The following is an 18,493-nucleotide window of genomic DNA, read 5'->3' as shown; positions in this document are numbered from 1 at the left end:
GTCCGACACAGCACGCCCCCCTGATCGTCCAGCCCGCCGCGAAAGGCTTGCCTGCGTAGGATGGCTACGCCACACTCGGCGCGCGTGTCCCGGTTGCGGGTCCGGGCACGGGCTTGGTGGGGGAAGCATGGCACGGAACCTCAAGGCGCTCGGGTTGTGGCGGACCGCGCTGGTCGCCAGCGTGCGGCAGGACGGGCCGGACCTCTCGGCCCGCCAGTTGGCGATCCTGCTCCAGGTCTACCTGACCGACCCGCCCCACACCGTGCGCGGTCTCGCCGCGACCCTGAACATCTCCAAACCCGCCGTGACCCGCGCGCTCGACCGACTGTCGGTGCTGAGCTTCGTCAAGCGCAAGCGCGACCTCGATGACAAGCGCAACGTGCTGGTCCAGCGCACCGTCAGGGGCAGCGTTTTCCTCTCCGATTTCGCCGAGCTGGTGATCGCCGCCGGGGCCGTCACCGAGGAGGACATGACCCGTGTCCGCGCCGAGGAGGCGCTGGCCGACGCCGCCAAAACCCGGTTGGAGGCCGATCTCCTCTCCGGCAAGACCGCGTCGGCGGAACCCGCCGACGAGGCGCTGGCCGGTCTGTCCGTTTAACGGCCGCCCGTTCAATAGCCGCGCTTGCGGTCCACCAGATTGGGCAGCGGACGCCCGGCCCGGAAGGCGCGCACGGCTTCGGCGACCTGTTCGGCCGACAGCGACGGGTGGGTGATCGCCGCGACGTGCGGGGTGATGACGATCTTCGGGTGGCGCCAGAAGGGATGGTCCGGTGGCAGCGGCTCGGTGACGAAGACGTCCAGGCTGGCCCCGCGCAGGCGACCGGAGTCGAGCGCCGCCAGCAGATCCTCCTCCACCAGATGCCGGCCGCGTGCCGCGTTGACCACGACGGCGCCCGCCGGCAGGGCGGCAAACAACTCCGCGTTCAGGATGCCGTGGGTCTCCCCCGTCAGCGGCAGCAGGCAGACGAGGATTTCGGTCCGCCCGAGCATCGCCGCCAAGCCGTCGGCACCGGAAAAGCTCTCCACCCCGTCCAGGTTCTTCGGGCTTCGGCTCCAGCCCAGCACCCGGTAATCCATCGTCCGCAGCGTGCGGGCCGAGGCGGCGCCCAGCTCGCCGAGGCCGAGGATGCCGACCGTCACCGCCGAGGCCGGCTTGTGGTCCATCGGCTCCCAGCGCGTTGCCGCCTGGAGGTCGGCGTATTCCTGCACCAGCCGGTGCCAGCGCAGGACCTGGAGCGCGACGTAGCCGGCCATGTCCACCGTCAGCCCGTCCGACACCATGCGGACCAGCGGCACGTCGGGTAGGGTGGGGTCCTCCAGCAGCGGCTCCACCCCGGCGCCGAGCGAGACGATCAGCGACACGTTGGGCAGCCCGGCCAGCATCCCGGCCGGCGGCTTCCACACCAGCGCCATGCGGATGTCGGCGGGATCGCCAATGTCGGGCCAGACGCGGATTTCCAGATCGGGCAGGCGCTTGGCGATCTCGGACCGCCAGACCTCGGCGTTGTCGCTGGCGGAGCAGAACAGAAGCGTCACGACCGGTCCCCCTGCTATAGGTGAGTGAAAGGCGGTGACCATAGCGCCTTTCCGATTCCCGCGTGAAGCTTCCCCGAGAGGATGTCCGTGCCGCGCCTGATCCTGCTGAACAAGCCCTATGGCGTGCTGCCCCAGTTCACCGACGACCAGGGGCGGCCGACCCTGGCGGCCCATGTCCCGGTGCCGGGCGTCTACGCCGCCGGCCGGCTGGACCGCGACAGCGAGGGGCTGCTGGCGCTGAGCGACGACGGCGCGCTGATCGCCCGCATCGCGGCGCCGAAGAACAAGATGCCCAAGACCTATTGGGTGCAGGTGGAGGGCGTGCCGACCGACGCGGCGTTGGCGGCCCTGCGCAACGGGGTGACGCTGAAGGACGGCCCGACCCTGCCCGCCGAGGTTCGCCGCATGGAGGAGCCCGCCGGGCTGTGGCCGCGCGATCCGCCGGTGCGCTTCCGCGCCGCCATCCCGACCAGTTGGATCGCGCTGACCCTGCGCGAGGGGCGCAACCGGCAGGTTCGCCGGATGACGGCGGCGGTCGGCTTCCCGACCCTGCGGCTGATCCGCTGGTCGATCGGGGATTGGACGCTGGACGGGCTGGCGCCCGGCCAATGGCGCGAGGTCGCTGTTGCGCCGAAGGGCCGGCGTTAGGTCCGTACCTCCGGCGAGGTCATCGCCTCCAGATTCAGTGCGGCGGCCAGCAGGGCGCGGGTGTAGGCCTCGCGCGGCTCCTCGAAGATGCGCTGGGTCGGCCCCTGCTCGACCACCTTGCCGTCCTTCATCACCATGACGTGGCTGGACAGCGCCCGCACCACGCGCAGGTCGTGGCTGATGAACAGGTAGGCGAGGTTGTGCCGTGCCTGGATGTCGCGCAGAAGATCGACGATCTGCGCCTGCACCGACATGTCGAGCGCCGAGGTCGGCTCGTCCAGCACCACGAATTTCGGCTTCAGCACCAGGGCGCGGGCGATGGCGATGCGCTGGCGCTGGCCGCCGGAGAACTCGTGCGGGTAGCGGTGGCGGCTGGACGGGTCGAGCCCGACCTCCTCCAGCGCCTTGGCCACCTGGGCGTCGCGGTCGGCGCGGTCGCCGAGGTCGTGGATGCCCAGCCCCTCGCCGATGATCTGGCCGACCGACAGGCGGGGTGACAGGCTGCCGTAGGGATCCTGGAAGACCACCTGCATCTGGCGGCGCAGCGGGCGCAACCGTTTCGCCTGCCAACCCTGGATGTCGGTGCCGTCGAAGCGGATGGCGCCTTCGCTGGCGTGCAGGCGCAGCAGGGCCAGCCCCAGTGTCGTCTTGCCCGATCCCGATTCGCCGACGACGCCCACCGTGTGGCCCTGGCGGACGGTGACCGACACGCCGTCCACCGCGCGGACATGGTCCACGGTGCGGCGCATCAGCCCCTTCTTGATCGGGAAATGCACCTTCAAACGGTCGGCGGCCATCACCTCGGCGGCGTTGTCGGGCGGGGTCAGCGGGTTGCCGCGCGGCTCGGCCGAGAGGAGCTTGCGGGTGTAGGGGTGCTGCGGGCGGACGAACAGGTCGGCGACCTTGGCCTGCTCGACGATCTCGCCCTGGTTCATCACGCAGACGCGGTCGGCCATCTTGCGCACAACCCCCAGATCGTGGGTGATCAGCAGCAGGGCCATGCCGAAGCGCTGTTGCAGGTCCTTGAGCAATTGCAGGATCTGCGCCTGGATGGTGACGTCGAGCGCGGTGGTCGGCTCGTCGGCGATCAGCAGGTCGGGCTCGTTGGCGAGCGCCATGGCGATCATCACGCGCTGGCGCTGGCCGCCCGAGAGTTCGTGCGGGTAGGCGGTCAGCCGCTTTTCCGGGTCGGGCAATCCCACCAGCCGCAGCAGCTCCAGCGTCCGCGCGCGGGCGGCGGCGCGCGACAGGCCCTTGTGCAGGAACAGGGTCTCGTTGATCTGCCGCTCGATGGAATGGAGCGGGTTCAGCGAGGTCATCGGCTCCTGGAAGATCATGGCGATGCGGTTGCCGCGCACGCCGCGCAGGGTGCGTTCCTCGGCGCGGATCAGCTCGGTGTCGCCGAAGCGGATCGAGCCGGCCGGGTGGTGCGCCATCGGGTAGGGCAGCAGTTGCAGGATCGACAGCGCCGTGACCGACTTGCCGGACCCGGATTCGCCGACCAGGGCGACCGTCTCTCCCTTGGAGATGTCGAAGGACACGCCCTTGACGGCTTTCATCGCGCCGTGGGCGGAGCGGAACTCCACCTGGAGGCCGCGCACGGAGAGGAGGTCGGGGTTCTGGCTCATGGGCGTTGCAGCCTTCTTTGTTCCGTCATTCCGCCGCTTCCTTGCGCGCGACCGCCGCCGCCGGCTCGCCCGGAGTCGCGGTGGAGAGCTGCGCGATGGTCTTGCGCGGGTCGAAGGCGTCGCGCACCGCCTCGCCGATGAAGATCAGCAGGCTCAGCATGATCGCCAGCACGAAGAAGGCCGTCAGACCCAGCCACGGCGCCTGGAGGTTGGCCTTGCCCTGCGCCAGCAGTTCGCCCAGCGAGGGCGAGCCCGGCGGCAGGCCGAAGCCGAGGAAATCCAGCGCCGTCAGCGTGGTGATCGAGCCGTTGAGGATGAAGGGCATGAAGGTCAGCGTCGCCACCATGGCGTTGGGCAGGACGTGCCGCACCATGATCGTCACGTCGCTCGCCCCCAGCGCCTTGGCCGCCCGGACGTAGTCGAGGTTGCGCGCCCGCAGGAACTCCGCCCGCACCACATGAACCAGCGCCGTCCACGAGAACAGCAGCAGCAGCCCCAGCAGCCACCAGAAGGTCGGCGTCACCACGCTGGCCAGGATGATCAGCAGGAACAGGGTCGGCAGCCCCTGCCAGATCTCGATGAAACGCTGGAACAGCAGGTCGGTCAGCCCACCGAAATAGCCCTGTACCGCCCCCGCCATCACCCCGATGACCGAGGAGAACGCCGTCAGCACCAGCCCGAACAGCACCGAGATGCGGAAGCCGTAGATCAGCCGGGCCACCACGTCGCGCCCCTGGTCGTCGGTGCCGAGCCAGTTCTCGGCGGACGGCGGGGCCGGGGCGGGGACCGGCAAATTGTAGTTGATGGTCCGGTAGCTGTAGCGGACCGGAGCCCAGACGATCCACCCCTTGCCCTCGATCAGCTCACGCACGAAGGGGTCGCGGTAATCGGTCTCCGTCTCGAACTCGCCGCCGAAGGTGGTTTCGGGGTAGGCGTTGAAGACCGGCCAGTAGAGCGCGTTGTCGTAGCGGATCAGCAGCGGCTTGTCGTTGGCGATGAACTCCGCCCCCAGCGAGCCGATGAACAGCACCAGGAAGATCCAGAAGGACCAGAAGCCGCGCCGGTTGGCCCGGAAATTCGCGAGCCGCCGCCGGGTGACCGGGGAAAGCCGTGACGCCGCCATCACACCCTCCGCGAGTCGAAGTCGATGCGGGGGTCGACCATCACGTAGGTGACGTCGCCGACCAGGTTCATGATCAGCCCCAGCAGCGTGAAGAAGTACAGCGTCCCGAACATCACCGGGTAGTCGCGGTTGATCGCCGCCTCGAAGCCCAGCAGCCCCAGCCCGTCGAGCGAGAAGATCACCTCGATCAGCAGCGCCCCGGTGAACAGGATGCCGATGAAGGCGCCGGGGAAACCGGCGATGACGATCAGCATAGCGTTGCGGAAGACGTGGCCGTACAGCACGCGGCGCTCGGCCAGCCCCTTGGCACGGGCGGTGATGACGTATTGCTTGCCGATCTCCTCCAGGAAGGAGTTCTTGGTCAGCATGGTCAGCCCGGCGAAGCCGCCGATCACCATCGACAGCACCGGCAGCGCCATGTGCCAGGCGTAGTCGAGAACCTGTTTGTACCAGGGCAGGTCGCCCCAATTGTCGGAGACCAGCCCACGCAAGGGGAACCAGTCGAGGTAGCGCCCGCCGGCGAACACCACGATCAGCAGCACCGCGAACAGGAAGCTGGGGATGGCGTAGCCGACGATGACGACGCCGGACGTCCACACGTCGAAGGGCTGCCCGTCGCGCACCGCCTTGGCGATGCCGAGTGGGATCGACACCAGATAGACGATCAGCGTCGTCCAGATGCCGAGCGAGATCGACACGGGCATCTTCTGCAACACCAGATCGACCACCTTCTGGTCGCGGAAGTAGCTGGTGCCGAAGTCGAACACGGCGTAGTTCGACATCATGTGGACGAAGCGTTCCGGCAGCGGCTTGTCGAAGCCGAACTCCTTCTCCAGCTGCTTGATGAAGGCGGGGTCGAGGCCCTGGGCGCCGCGGTAGCGGCTGCCGGTGTCGCCGCCGGCCTGAGCCTGGGCCTGCGGGGCGGATCCGGCGTCGCCGCCGGCCGCGCCGCCGATGCGCGAGGTGGCCTCCACCGCCGTGCCCTGGACGCGGGCGATCATCTGCTCGATCGGGCCGCCGGGGGCGATCTGCACGATCAGGAAGTTGATCACCATGATCCCGAACAGCGTCGGGATGATCAGCAGAAGGCGGCGGATGATGTAGGCCAGCATCGCGTGTGTCCCGATCCCCCTTGGTTCAAGCCTTTGTTCTTATATCGCTTTTACGGCCCCGTGCGGCGGGGGCTGGAGGCGAGCTTGGCGTTCTTCTCCGGATCGACCCACCAGAGATCGGTGAAGCCCAGACCGTACCTCGGGGCAACCGCCGGATGGGAGAAACGGTTCCAATAGGCGACGCGATAGACACTGTCGTGCCAGTGCGGAATGACGTACCAGTTCCACAGCAGCACGCGGTCGAGCGCGCGGGTCGCGGCGATCAGGCTGTCGCGGTCGGGGGCGGCGATCACCTTTTCCACCAGCGCGTCCACCGCCGGATCCTTGATGCCGATGCTGTTCTTGCTGCCCGGCAAATCGGCGCGCGAGGATTCCCAATAGTCGCGCTGCTCGTTGCCAGGCGACAGCGACTGGGGGAAGCGCTCGATGATCACGTCGTAGTCGAAGTTGTCGGTGCGGTTCTGGTACTGCGCGGTGTCGACCACGCGGATGCCGGCCTCGATGCCCGCCCGTTCCAAGTTGCGCAGGAAGGGCTGGACGATGCGCTCCATGTCGGCCTGGACCAGCAGGAACTCGAAGCGGAACGGCTCGCCGGTCTTCACATTGGTCAGCTTGTTGTTCTTCAACTCCCAGCCGGCCTCCTTGAACAGCCCCAGCGCCGTGCGCAGGTTCGCCCGGATGTTGCCGCTGCCGTCGGTCTTGGGCGGCTCGAAGGGCGTGGTGAAGACCTCGTCCGGGATCTTGCCGCGGAACGGCTCCAGCAGCGCCAGCTCGGCGGGGGAGGGCGGGCCGCTGGAGGCCAGCTCGGAGTTCGCGAAGTAGCTCTTGGTCCGCTGGAACAGGCCGTAGGACAGGTTGGTCCGGGTCCATTCGTAGTCGAACAGGTAGTTCAGCCCCTCGCGCACCCGCCGGTCCTGGAAGACCGGGCGGCGCAGGTTGAGGACGAAGGCCTGCATCCCCTGCGGATCCTGGTGCTTCAGCTCCTCGCGGACGATCTGGCCGTCCTTGACGGCGGGCACGTTGTAGCCGGTCGTCCAGTTCTTCGAGGAATTCTCCAGCCGGAAGTCGAAGGCGCCGGCCTTGAACGCCTCGAACCCGACGTCGAGGTCGCGGTAGTAGTCGTAGCGCAGCCGGTCGAAGTTGTAGCGGCCCCGGTTGAGCGGCAGATCCTTGCCCCACCAGTCGGCGACGCGCTGGTAGGTGATGGAGCGGCCGGGCTGCACCTCGGCCACCACATAGGGGCCGCTGCCGACCAGCGGCTCCAGCGTCGTCGATTCGAAGGGGCGGGTGTCGAAGACGTGCTTGGGCAGCACCGGAAGCTGGCCCATGATGACCGGCAGCTCGGCGTTGTCAGTGCCCTTGAAGCTGAACTTGACGGTCCGCTCCCCGGTCTTCTCCGCCTTGACCACGTCGGCGTAGTAGGTGCGGTAGATCGGGTGGCCCTTCTCCTTCAGCGTCTGGAAGCTCCAGATCACGTCGTCGGCGGTGACCGGCTTGCCGTCATTGAAGCGGGCCTGGGGACGCAGGGTGAAGGACACCCAACTGCGGTCCTCGGCCACGGCGATGCTCTCGGCCAGCAGGCCGTATTCGGTGACCGCCTCGTCGCTGCTGCCCACGGTGAGCGTCTCGAACACCAGCGTGGCGCCGGCGGCGGTCTGGCCGCGCAGGATGAAGGGGTTGAGGTTGTCGAAGCCGCCCATGGCCATCAGCTTGACCTCGCCCCCCTTGGGGGCGTTGGGATCGGCGTAGTCGAAATGCTGGAAGTCCGGCCCGTATTTCGGCGTGCCGTGGAGCGCGATGGCGTGGGAGCCGCCTTCCTGCGCGGCGAGCGGACCCGCCAGCAGCAGCGCGCCGGCCAGCGCCGCCAGCATCCTTCGCTTCCGACCCCTCATGCCCGATCCTTTCTTGCTTAAAAACCCGGTCTGACCGAAGTAGCCCGCCAATGAGTCCACATCAAGGCTGCGCCACCCACCACGTCGCCGGGAAATTCGTGTTGCGGTAGTCCTGGTCGTATTTCGGCGGGGTGGCGGGGAAGGCCAGCCGCGTCTTGTAGGCGATCCAGTTCTCCGGGTTGTACCAATGCGGCACCATGTAGAAGTTCCACAGCAGCACGCGGTCCAGCGCGCGGGTGGCGGCCTGGACGGTCTCCAGATCCTTGGCGGCCAGCGCCGTCTCGATCAGCGCGTCGGCCGCCGGCTCGCGGATGCCGGCGTAGTTGGCGGAGCCCTGGACCGTCGCGGCGGCCGAGCCGAAATAGCCGCGCAACTCGCTGCCCGGCGGGGTGAAGAAGTTCATGTTGGTGACGATGGTGTCGAAGTCGAACTCGTCGGTTCGCGCCTGATACTGGGCGGTGTCGACGATGCGCAGGCTGGCGTCGATGCCGATCCGGCGCAGCGCCTCGACATAGGGCTGGATGACGCGGCTGAGCGATCCGGTGCCGTCGAGGAACTCGATGGTCATCACCTCGCCGGTCTTCACGTTGGTCAGCTTGCCGTTGCGGGTCTCCCAGCCGGCCTCTTTGAACAGGCGCGTCGCCTCGCGCGTCTGGGCGCGGTTGTTGCCGCTGCCGTCGGTCTTGGCCGGCTCGTAGGCCTGGGTGAAGACGCGCTCGGGGATCTTGCCCCGGAACGGCCCCAGTAGGGCCAGCTCGGCGGGCGACGGTGTCCCCTTGGCCCCGAAATCGGAGTTGGGGAAGTTCGACACCGTCCGCTCGTACTGGCCGTAGAGGATGTTCTTGCGGATCCAGTCGAAGTCGAAGAGCAGGCCGATCGCCTCGCGCACCCGTGGATCGGCGAACTTGGCGCGGCGCGTGTTCAGGCGGAAGGCCTGCGCGCCCAGCGGCAGCTCGCTCGGTACCGCGATCTTGGCGACGCGGCCATCCTTGAAGGCGGGAAAGTCGTAGCCGGTGGTCCAGCGCTGCGCCCGGTACTCGCCCCGGAAGTCGTAGCCGCCGGCCTTGAACGCCTCGAACATCACGTCGTCGTCGCGGTAGAAGTCGATCTTGACGCTGTCGAAGTTGTAGAAGCCGCGCCGGACCGGCAGATCCTTGCCCCAGTAGTCGGCGACCCGCTCGTAGGTGATCGAGCGGCCGGCGTCGACCGTCTTGATCCGGTAGGGGCCGCTGCCGAGCGGCGGCTCCAGCGTCGTCTTGGAGATGTCCCGCCCGTTGGAGGTCCACCAATGCTTGGGCTGCGGCGACATGGTGACGGCGAAGTCGATGATCGGCTTGATCTCGCCGGTGCCGGTCAGGGTGATCTTGACGCGGTGGTCATCCAGCGCCTCGACCTTGGCGATGTGGTCGAGGAAGGACTTGATGAAGGGCGCGCCATGGGCCTGGATCATGTCCCAGGTGAAGACCACGTCCTGCGCCGTCACCGCCACGCCGTCGTGCCAGCGCGCGTCCGCCCGCAGGGTGAAGACGGCGGAGCCCCGGTCGTCGGCCACCGCCACGCTCTCGGCCAGCGCGCCATAGGCGGCGTCCAGCTCCCAGCCCGAGCCGACCATCAGCGAGTCGGAAATCAGCCCCAGCGTGCGCGGCTTGACCCCGCGCAGGACCAGCCCGTTCAGGCTGTCGAAGCTGCCCGGTTCGGCCAGCGTCACCGCCCCGCCCTTGGGCGCGTCGGGGTTGACGTGGGGGAAATGGGTGAAGCCCGGCTTGAACTGCGGCTCGCCGAACTGTTTCAGGGCCGGAACGGCGACGCCGTCGGCCCAAGCCGGCCCCGGAATCGGAGCCGCGAGGGCGAAAAGCGTGGCGGCGACAGCGAAAACACGACGCATCGGCGTGGCCCGTGGCTGGTCGAACTGCCTTCGATAGATTGCCACGCCCACGCCAGGGTCAAGGTTTAATCTTGGCTCCGCAACATGTTAGGCGGCGGCGCCCGGCGTGCGGGTCTTCCGCCAGTGATCGGCCATGCGGTCCATCAACTGGCGATAGCGGCGGTCGGTCCGCATCAGCTTGCGCACCGCCTTGCCGTTGCGCGGGTCGGCCAGCATCCAGCGTTCCGCCGCCTGCTGGTGCTCCGGGTGGATCGACAGCAGATAGATGGCGGCCTGTTCGGGGACGGTCAGCGCCGACTCGTCCAGCCCTTCGAGGATCGCGCCGACGTAGAGCGGCAGGACCTTGCGGAAATCGGCGGGGCCGCCGTCGCCGTCCTCCTCGGGGGTGGCGCCCTCGGCCATCAGGGCACGGCGCTCGGCCGCCGGAAGGGCGAAGAAGGCGTCGAGGCCGAGCAGCAGGTCGCAGACGGTTTTCTTGCGCACCAGCCAGTTGGAACCGCCCGACACCCGCGCCGCCAGTCCTTCCAGGAAGGGGCGCAGCTTTTCGGGCGAGGTTTCGAAGACGGAACGGGCGGGTTTGTCGATGGTGGTCATGTCGGTGTCCAAAACGATCAGCCGGCGAGCGCGGCCAGCGCCTCGCGGTGGGTACGCGGGTCGCCGGCGGCGACGACCTGACCCGTGGAATTGGCGTCGAGCGGGTTGCCCTGCCAGTCGGTCATCAGCCCGCCGGCCCCGGTCACCACCGGCACCAGCGCCGCGAAGTCGTACAGCTTCAGCCCCGATTCGACGACGAGGTCGTAATAGCCCGACGCCAGCAGCCCGTAGGTGTAGCAGTCGCCGCCATAGGCGGAGGTCTTCACCTGGGTCACGACGCGGCGGTAGGCGTCGTAATCCGCGCCGGGGAACAGGTCGGGCGAGGTGGTGCCGAACATCGACGCCGCCAGCCCGCCGGGGCAGGGGCGGACGCGGGCCGGCTGGCCGTTGTGGGTGGTCGGGCGGCCGGCGACGCCGATCCAGCGGTCGCCGACGATGGGCTGGTCGATCACGCCCAGCACCGGACGGCCCTGGTGCAGCAGGGCGATCAGCGTGCCGAAGATCGGGCGCCCGGTGATGAAGGACTTGGTGCCGTCGATGGGGTCGATCACCCACACCCATTCGGCGTCCAGGTTCTTGGTGCCGAACTCCTCGCCGTAAATGCCGTCGTCGGGGCGCTGGGCCTCGATGATGGTGCGGATGATGCGTTCCGCCTCGCGGTCGGCGATGGTGACGGGGGAGTGGTCGGCCTTGTCGTCCACGGAGAAGGGCGTGCGGAAATAACGGCGGATCACGCTGGCGCTGGAGTCGGCCAACCGCTGGGCAAGCGCCACCAGATGGGCGGGGCAGGTCTCGGTCATTGGTCGCTCCTCAGGTTCGTTGCACTCAGGCGTCGTCACAAAAAAGATGGGCGCATCCTAACGACGCATGCTCCCGGCGCAAACCCGAAAGGACGGGTGCGGGGATCGGCGGGGGCTTTCCGGCGCGCCGGGCTTGTGGCAGCCTGTCTGTCATGTCCGACCGACCGAATGTATACGCGGGCGTCCCGCTCGACCGCGCCGCGCTCCGCCGCAAGAACGAGGATTGGCTGACCCAGGCGTGGCTGTCGCCCGACGCCCGCGTCCTGCCGGTCTGGCAAACCCGCAGCTTCGTCACCGGCCCGGCCGACGCCGCCCGCGCGGTGCTGGTCCCGCCGGGCGCCGGGCTGGAGGGGGTGCCGATCTTCCTCGGCCTGCTGGGCGAGGATCCCATCTTCGCCGTCGATCTGTCGATCGCCGAGTCGCCGGAAAGCCTGCCGGGGTTGGAAGGGCTGGGCCGTTTCGAGGATCTGCGCGCCGTCGGCCCGCTGATGCCGGAGGGGGAGGGCGCGCTCTGCGCCTACGCCCGCGGCATGGCGTGGTGGAACGCCCGGCACCGCTTCTGCGGCGTCTGCGGAGCCCCGGCGGCGAGCGCCGAAGCCGGGCACGTCCGCATCTGCACCGATCCGGCCTGCGCCACCCATCATTTCCCGCGCACCGACCCGGCGGTCATCATGCTGGTGCACGACGGCGACCGCGTGGTGCTGGGCCGCCAGTCGCGCTTCCCCCCCGGCATGCATTCGGTGCTGGCCGGTTTCGTCGAGCCGGGCGAAAGCCTGGAGGAGACCGTCGCCCGCGAGGTGATGGAGGAGGTCGGGTTGAGCGTGACCGACGTGCGCTACCAGTCCTCGCAGCCCTGGCCCTTCCCGTCCTCGCTGATGCTGGGCTTCACCGCGCGGGCCACCAGCTTCGACATCGAAACGGGGCAGGACGAACTGGAAAGCGCCCAGTGGTACGACCGCGCCTTCCTGCGCGACCACAGCCCCAGCGAGGCGTTCCGCCTGCCCCGGCGCGATTCCATCGCCCACCGCCTGCTCGCGGAGTGGATCGCGGCCGGGTAGGATCGGATAAGCGCAAACTTGCCCTTCTCCCCTTGTGGGAGAAGGGTTGGGATGAGGGGTATTCCGCCGAAAGGCGGAAAGGAAAATGAATGTTTCCGGCCGGCTGAAGCCGGCGCCCCCTCCCCCCAACCCCTCTCCCGCGAGGGGAGAGGGGCAAGTCTGCGGCTATGCGGTAAGGGGCGCGACCGGTCCCGGTCGGGGGCCTTTACCCTCCGAAGACGCGCTTGAACACCGTGTCGACGTGCTTGGTGTGGTAGGTCATGTCGAACATCGGGGCCAGCGTCGCGCGGTCGATGTGCTTGGCGACGTCGGCGTCGTTCGACAGCAGCTCCAGGAAGTCGCCGCCCTTCTCCCACACCTGCATGGCGTTGCGCTGCACCGCCTTGTAGCTGTCCTCGCGGCTCATCCCCGCCTGGGTCAGCGCCAGCAGCACCCGCTGCGAGAAGACCAGACCGCCCAGGTCGTCCAGGTTCTTCTGCATGCGCTCGGGGTAGACCACCAGCTTTTCCATCATGCCGGTCAGGCGGGCCAGCGCGAAGTCCAGCGTCACCGTGGCGTCGGGGCCGAACATGCGCTCGACCGAGCTGTGCGAGATGTCGCGCTCGTGCCACAGCGCCACGTTCTCCAGCGCCGGGACCACGGCGGCGCGCACGATGCGGGCCAGCCCCGTCAGGTTCTCCGACAGGACCGGGTTGCGCTTGTGCGGCATCGCCGACGAGCCCTTCTGGCCGGGGTGGAAATACTCCTCGGCCTCGCGCACCTCGGTGCGCTGGAGGTGGCGGATCTCGACCGCCAGATTCTCGATGCTCGACGCGATCACGCCCAGCACCGAGAAGTAGAAGGCGTGGCGGTCGCGCGGGATCACCTGGGTGGAGACGGGCTCCACCGCGAGGCCCAGCTTGGCGGCGACGTGCTCCTCGACGCGCGGGTCGATGTTGGCGAAGGTGCCGACCGCGCCCGAGATGGCGCAGGTGGCGATGTCCTTGCGGGCCTGGACCAGACGCTCGCGGCCGCGCGCGAAGGCGGCGTAATGGCCGGCCAGCTTCAGGCCGAAGGTCGTCGGCTCGGCGTGGATGCCGTGGCTGCGACCGATGGTGACGGTGTTCTTGTGCTCATGGGCGCGGCGCTTGAGGGCGTCCAGCAGCTTGTCCATGCCGTCGAGCAGCAGGTCGGCGGCCTGCGTCATCTGCACCGCCAGACAGGTGTCCAGCACGTCCGACGAGGTCATGCCCTGGTGGACGAAGCGCGCCTCCGGCCCGACGTATTCGGCGAGGTTGGTCAGGAAGGCGATGACGTCGTGCCGGGTCTCGCGCTCGATCTCGTCGATGCGGTCGATCTCCCACTTGCCGCGCTCCCAGACGGCGGCGGCCGCCTCCTTGGGGATGACGCCCAGCTCGGCCTGCGCGTCGCAGGCGTGCGCCTCGATCTCGAACCAGATGCGGAAGCGGTTCTCGGGCTCCCAGATGCGGGCCATTTCGGGGCGGGTGTAGCGGGGGATCATCGGCACTCTCCGGAAGATACGGACCTGGAACGGCAGGTTCGGGAACGACAAGGCGGCGGGCGGACGCGCGGAACCCCGCGCGCGCGGACCATAACCGTGGAGCGGCCCCGTTGCAAAGCCGTTGCAAGGCCCTTGGCCGCCGTCCTGCCCCTCGTCGGACCGCTTTGGTTAAACCCCGCACACGAACCCTTGGAAAACGAAGGGAATGGCCACCTATCAGCAATTTGACTCAAATAAACATCGATAGCCTGCAATCCCGCGCTTTCTCGCGGTATCCGGGAAAGCAATCGAGGATTTCAGTCAAAGGGTCGCGCCCCGCGCGATCCCTTTCGCTTCCGGTTGCAGTCTTACGATCCTTAAGCAAGAATTGCCTTTGCGCTCCGGGGTCGCCCCCGGTCCGCGTCCCAGGAGGTTCCGCGTTGTCCGATCCCGTCGCCGCGTTGGTGCGCGAGCCATCCGGCTCCTCCGACGAGGCCCGTCTCTACCGCCTGCAATTCCTGGCGTCGCTGACGCTGGTGGCGGCCCTCGTCCTCGGGCTGGGCTTCTACTTCGTCTGGCAGCACTGGACGGATTTCGAGACCGACCTGCACCAGTCGGAGGCGCGCGTCCTGCGCGAGCAGCGACAGGCGCTGGAGCAGGAGGTCGAGAACGCGCGCTCCTACCTCGCCTACATGCGCTCGCGCACCGAGCCGCTGCTGAAGGAGCAGATCCGCGCCCAGGTGGACGAGGCCCACGCCATCGCCCTGTCCGTCCACGAGCGGGAAAAGGACATCCTGCCGGCCGAATCGGTCAAGCAATCGATCAAGGAGACGCTGCGGCCCCTGCGCTTCGCCAGCGGGCGCGGCTATTACTTCATCCATGAGCTGGACGGCGGCACCCCGGTGCTGCTGCCGGCCGAGCCGGAGCGCGAGGGCCGGTCGCCGTTCACCGATCCCGATCCGGACATCGCCGCGATGACGCGCGAGCTGCTGCGCGCGGTGGAGGACCCGGCGCTGCGCGGCTTCGCCCGCTACCGGTGGCGGATGCCCGGCGATCCCGGCCGGATGGTGGACAAGATGGCCTTCGTCCGCCGCTTCGAGCCCTATGGCTGGCTGATCGGCGCCGGCGATTCCACCGAAGCGGTCGAGGCCAAGCTGCAACGGGAATCGCTGGACCGTTTGCGTTCCTTCCGCTTCGGCGAGACCGGTTACGTCGGCGTGCTGGGCGGGGACGGGCAAGTGCTGCTGTCGCCCACCACCCCGGCGTCGCAGGGAATGAACGCCGCCGAGCTGCCCTGGAGCACCGAGCGCGAGTTGATGACCCGCCTGCTGGAGATCGGTCGGCAGGGCGGCGGCGAGCTGCGCTACGACTGGATCCATCCGATCACCGGGCGGCCGACGCCGCGCATGGCCGTGGTCTCGCCTCCCACCGTCTGGGGCTGGATCCTGGTCGCCGGCTTCTACGTCGACGACGACGAGACGGCCATGGCGGAGCGCCGGGCGGAAATCCGGCGCGGAGTCGAGCAGCGCGTCCTGACCACGGTCGCGGTGCTGGGCCTCGCCCTGCTGGCCTCTGTTGGGGTGTCGTGGCTGGTGACGGGCTGGATTCGGCGGATCGTCGTCACCTACAAGATCAGCATGCGGCGCAGCGACCGCATGCTGCGCGAGGGCGCGCGCCAGCTCTACCTCGCCAACTTCTTCGTCGACCACGTCTCGGAAATCGTCGTTCTGGCCGACGCGCAGCTGCGCATCGCCTACGTCAACCCCTTCGGCTGCGCGGCGCTGGGCGCCCCGCTGGAAACCCTGACCTCGGCCCGCGCCGACCTGCTGGACCGCTTCGCCGCCGAGGGCGACGACGCCTCCAGCCGTTACGAGACGGTCTACCAAACTCCGGACGGGCGCAACCTGGAGCTGGAGGTCACCGCCAGCCGCATCGCCTACGAGGGTGAAACCTATTACTGCGCCATCGCCCGCGACATCGCCGCGCGCAAGCGCGCGGAATGGGAGCTGCGGCTGTCGGCCAAGGTGTTCGAGAACGCCGTCGAGGGCATGTTCGTCACCAACGAGCGCAACCGGATCGTCGCCGTCAACGATGCCTTCACCCGCATCACCGGCTATGATCGGGAGGAGGCGCTGGGCCGCGATCCACGTTTCCTGAAATCCGACCGCCAGGATCCGCAGGTCTTCGCCGATCTCTGGGCGCAGTTGCGCGAGACCGGCCATTGGGCCGGCGAGGTCTGGAACACCCGCAAATCCGGCGAGGCATTCCCGGAATGGCTCAGCATCACGGTGGTGCGCAACGAGGCGGGCGACGTGGTCAACCACATCGCCGCCTTCACCGACGTCACCGAAACCCGCGCGCAGGAGGAGCGCATCCGCCATCTGGCTCAGTACGACTTCCTGACCGACCTGCCGAACCGCTTCCTGCTGCGCGACCGGCTGGAGCGCGCGATGCTGGCCGCCGGGCGGCACGCCACGCGGATCGGGCTGCTGTTCGTCGACCTCGACCGCTTCAAGACGATCAACGACAGCCTGGGCCATCCGGTCGGCGACGCGCTGCTGCGCGAGGTCGCCACGCGGCTGCTCGCCACCGTCCGGGCCAGCGACACCGTCAGCCGCCAAGGCGGCGACGAGTTCATCATCCTGGTCAACGACATGGAGACCGCCGACGCGGCCGGCACGGTGGCGCGCAAGGTGCTGCGCGCCCTGTCGGAGCCTTTTCCCATCGAGGGGCACGAGTTGCGGGTGACGCCCTCCATCGGCGTGGCGATCTACCCGGACGACGCGACGGGCATCGACGCGCTGCTGAAGAACGCCGACATGGCGATGTACGCCGCCAAGGAGGCCGGGCGCGCCACCTACCGTTTCTTCACGCCGGAGCTGAACCGCCGCGCCTCGGACCGCATGTGGACGGAGAACAACCTGCGCCGGGCGCTGGCCAACGGCGAGCTGGAGCTGTTCTTCCAGCCGCAATTCGCGGTCGGCGGGCGCCGCTTGGTGGGGGCGGAGGCGCTGGTGCGCTGGCGCCAGCCCGACGGCTCGCTGGTGATGCCGGGCCAGTTCATTCCCATCGCCGAGGAGACCGGCCTGATCCTGCCGCTCGGCGACTGGGTGCTGGAGGAGGCCTGTCGGCGCGCGGCGGAGTTGGGGCTGCACAGGAATCTCAAGGACGGGGAATTGCCGATCGCCATCAACCTGTCGGCGGTGCAGATGCGCCGTCCGGGGCTGGCCGAGCGGGTCGCGGAATGCCTCGCCGCCCACGGCCTGCCGCCCGGCGCGCTGGAGCTTGAGGTGACGGAAAGCGTGCTGATGGACGACAGCGACACGGTGACCGACAGCTTCGCGCAACTGCGCGCGATGGGGGTGGCGCTGTCCATCGACGATTTCGGCACCGGCTATTCCAGCCTCAGCTACCTCAAGCGGTTCCGGGTGGACAAGCTGAAGATCGACCGATCCTTCGTCAGCGAGCTGCGCGGCGGCGATCCCGACAGCGGCGCCATCGCCGAGGCGGTCATCGGCATGGCGCGCTCCCTGCGCATGCAGACCGTGGCCGAGGGGGTGGAGACGGAGGAGCAGTTCCAGTGCCTCGCCGCGCTCGGCTGCGACCACATCCAGGGCTATCTCCTGGGCCGACCGATGCCCTTCGACGAGTTCGTCGCCTTCGTGCGGGCGCAGGCGCGGGTGGACGAAGCGGTGGGGTGAAGGGGGCCAGCGTGGTGTGCACGCCCCACCATTGCCTGTGGGTTCCTCGCCCGTCATCCCCTCGAAGGCCCTTGGTTCCCATAGGCGACGGCCCCGCACCCGTACGGGCCGCGCCGGGGGCGGCGGGCGGTTTGGAACGTTTGAAACACCGTGGAACGCTTTTCCGTCCCGTTCCGTGTTGCGTTCCGGCGCGCGGCGGCTCATCCGGCGGCCCCACCGCCGCGCCATCCGCAGGGCCCCCCGCCGCGCCGCTCCTCCGCCGAGCCGAGGCTGGGGTAGGCGTCGTCGGGGTTGAGGGTCCAGGGATAGACGCTTGGGGCCGTCCGCCTCCGGTCGGGCCAGGATGGCGGCGATGAGGGAGGGATCGGGCTGGGTCTGTTCGCGGAAGGCGCCGGGAACCGCGTCGTCGTCGTCGAAGGCCGTCAACCGGGAGGGGGCCGGTGGGGTGAGGATGGATTCAGCGGGAGCGGCGCGATCACCGGTGACGCCGAAGCCCTCTCCCGCCCCGGGAGAGGGAGGGGACCCGCGAAGCGGGGAGGGTGAGGGGCTATCGGGCGTGGTACGCAATCCATGTCCCTCTAGCCCCTCACCCTTCCCACCGCTGCGCGGCGGGCCCCTTCCCTCTCCCGGGGCGGGAGAGGGAGACAAATGGGCGCCGGGTTGGCAAGGGAGGCCGGCGTCCGCCGCCGCGAACAGGCCGAGCCGGTCGGCGGCCCAGCGCACCGTCGCCGGATCGCCCGCCGACACCAGCCGCTCCACCTGCTGCGCCACCAGATCGCGCAGCGACGACAGCCGCAGCTCCGCCTCGCGGTTCAGCGCCTGACGCTCCCACCAGACGCGCACGCGCAGGGGTTGCGAGCCGTAATAGGCCCGCCACAGCGTGGTGCGGCTGCACCCCAGGGCGCGCGCGACGTGCAGGAAGGAGGACCCGCGCGCCAGCATCCCGGCGGCCATCACCCATTGCTCCTCGGCGAAGCGCGATCCCGGAACCAGCGAGCCCTCCGGCGGCACCGGGGGCTCCTCCGCCCAGCGGGGA

At 68.9% G+C, this 18,493-nt stretch carries 13 protein-coding genes; 4 read left to right on the top strand and 9 right to left on the bottom strand.

All coding sequences use genetic code 11. The features are described from left to right. Positions 1-127 precede the first annotated feature (127 nt). Positions 128-598, top strand: a complete 471-nt coding sequence (locus EJ913_RS04355; RefSeq protein WP_126995135.1) for a MarR family transcriptional regulator — start codon at positions 128-130, stop codon at positions 596-598. 11 nt (positions 599-609) lie between these two features. On the opposite strand, the gene EJ913_RS04350 is transcribed toward EJ913_RS04355, so the two are convergent. Next, on the bottom strand, positions 610-1,536 hold the full coding sequence (locus EJ913_RS04350; RefSeq protein WP_126995133.1) for a 2-hydroxyacid dehydrogenase: 927 nt from the start codon (positions 1,534-1,536) through the stop codon (positions 610-612). 87 nt (positions 1,537-1,623) lie between these two features. Here EJ913_RS04350 and EJ913_RS04345 point away from each other — a divergent pair, with 87 nt between their 5' ends. Then, positions 1,624-2,184 (top strand): pseudouridine synthase, encoded by a 561-nt coding sequence (locus EJ913_RS04345; protein ID WP_126995131.1) that lies wholly within the window; start codon positions 1,624-1,626, stop codon positions 2,182-2,184. On the opposite strand, the gene EJ913_RS04340 is transcribed toward EJ913_RS04345, so the two are convergent. From EJ913_RS04340 to hisN, 7 genes are all read right to left on the bottom strand, one after another. Beyond that, a complete protein-coding gene (locus EJ913_RS04340; protein ID WP_126995129.1) occupies positions 2,181-3,812 on the bottom strand; it encodes an ABC transporter ATP-binding protein in 1,632 nt (543 codons plus the stop codon). The two genes, EJ913_RS04345 and EJ913_RS04340, sit on opposite strands and share 4 nt — an antisense overlap. A 25-nt stretch (positions 3,813-3,837) precedes the next feature. After that, on the bottom strand, positions 3,838-4,935 hold the full coding sequence (locus tag EJ913_RS04335; RefSeq protein WP_126995127.1) for an ABC transporter permease: 1,098 nt from the start codon (positions 4,933-4,935) through the stop codon (positions 3,838-3,840). Continuing rightward, positions 4,935-6,047, bottom strand: coding sequence for a microcin C ABC transporter permease YejB (locus EJ913_RS04330; RefSeq protein ID WP_126995125.1), 1,113 nt, complete (start codon positions 6,045-6,047; stop codon positions 4,935-4,937). The genes EJ913_RS04335 and EJ913_RS04330 overlap by 1 nt, the downstream gene beginning before the upstream one ends. 50 nt (positions 6,048-6,097) lie before the next feature. Further along, positions 6,098-7,939, bottom strand: coding sequence for an extracellular solute-binding protein (locus EJ913_RS04325; RefSeq protein WP_238519465.1), 1,842 nt, complete (start codon positions 7,937-7,939; stop codon positions 6,098-6,100). 61 nt (positions 7,940-8,000) lie between these two features. Beyond that, positions 8,001-9,824, bottom strand: a complete 1,824-nt coding sequence (locus tag EJ913_RS04320) for an extracellular solute-binding protein (RefSeq protein ID WP_126995123.1) — start codon at positions 9,822-9,824, stop codon at positions 8,001-8,003. Positions 9,825-9,911: 87 nt separating this feature from the next. Then, on the bottom strand, positions 9,912-10,418 hold the full coding sequence (locus tag EJ913_RS04315) for a hypothetical protein (RefSeq protein ID WP_126995121.1): 507 nt from the start codon (positions 10,416-10,418) through the stop codon (positions 9,912-9,914). A gap of 17 nt (positions 10,419-10,435) precedes the next feature. Further along, positions 10,436-11,218: a histidinol-phosphatase gene (gene hisN, locus EJ913_RS04310; RefSeq protein ID WP_126995119.1), complete on the bottom strand. Its 783-nt coding sequence runs from the start codon at positions 11,216-11,218 to the stop codon at positions 10,436-10,438. A gap of 152 nt (positions 11,219-11,370) precedes the next feature. Here hisN and nudC point away from each other — a divergent pair, with 152 nt between their 5' ends. Beyond that, the gene (nudC, locus tag EJ913_RS04305; protein ID WP_126995117.1) at positions 11,371-12,276 is read left to right on the top strand and encodes an NAD(+) diphosphatase; all 906 of its coding nucleotides are present in this window, start codon (positions 11,371-11,373) and stop codon (positions 12,274-12,276) included. A 205-nt stretch (positions 12,277-12,481) separates the two neighbouring features. Here the strand turns inward: nudC and purB are convergent, their stop codons facing one another. Continuing rightward, complete coding sequence (purB, locus tag EJ913_RS04295) at positions 12,482-13,777, bottom strand: adenylosuccinate lyase (RefSeq protein WP_126995113.1); 1,296 nt, start codon at positions 13,775-13,777, stop codon at positions 12,482-12,484. Between the two features lie 419 nt (positions 13,778-14,196). Here purB and EJ913_RS04290 point away from each other — a divergent pair, with 419 nt between their 5' ends. Further along, positions 14,197-17,457: a bifunctional diguanylate cyclase/phosphodiesterase gene (locus EJ913_RS04290; RefSeq protein WP_126995111.1), complete on the top strand. Its 3,261-nt coding sequence runs from the start codon at positions 14,197-14,199 to the stop codon at positions 17,455-17,457. Positions 17,458-18,493 lie beyond the last annotated feature (1,036 nt).

The organism is Azospirillum doebereinerae (assembly GCF_003989665.1).
GTDB lineage: Bacteria > Pseudomonadota > Alphaproteobacteria > Azospirillales > Azospirillaceae > Azospirillum > Azospirillum doebereinerae.
The sequence above is the reverse complement of the archived record's forward strand: the minus strand, read 5'-3'. Positions and strand labels throughout refer to the sequence as shown.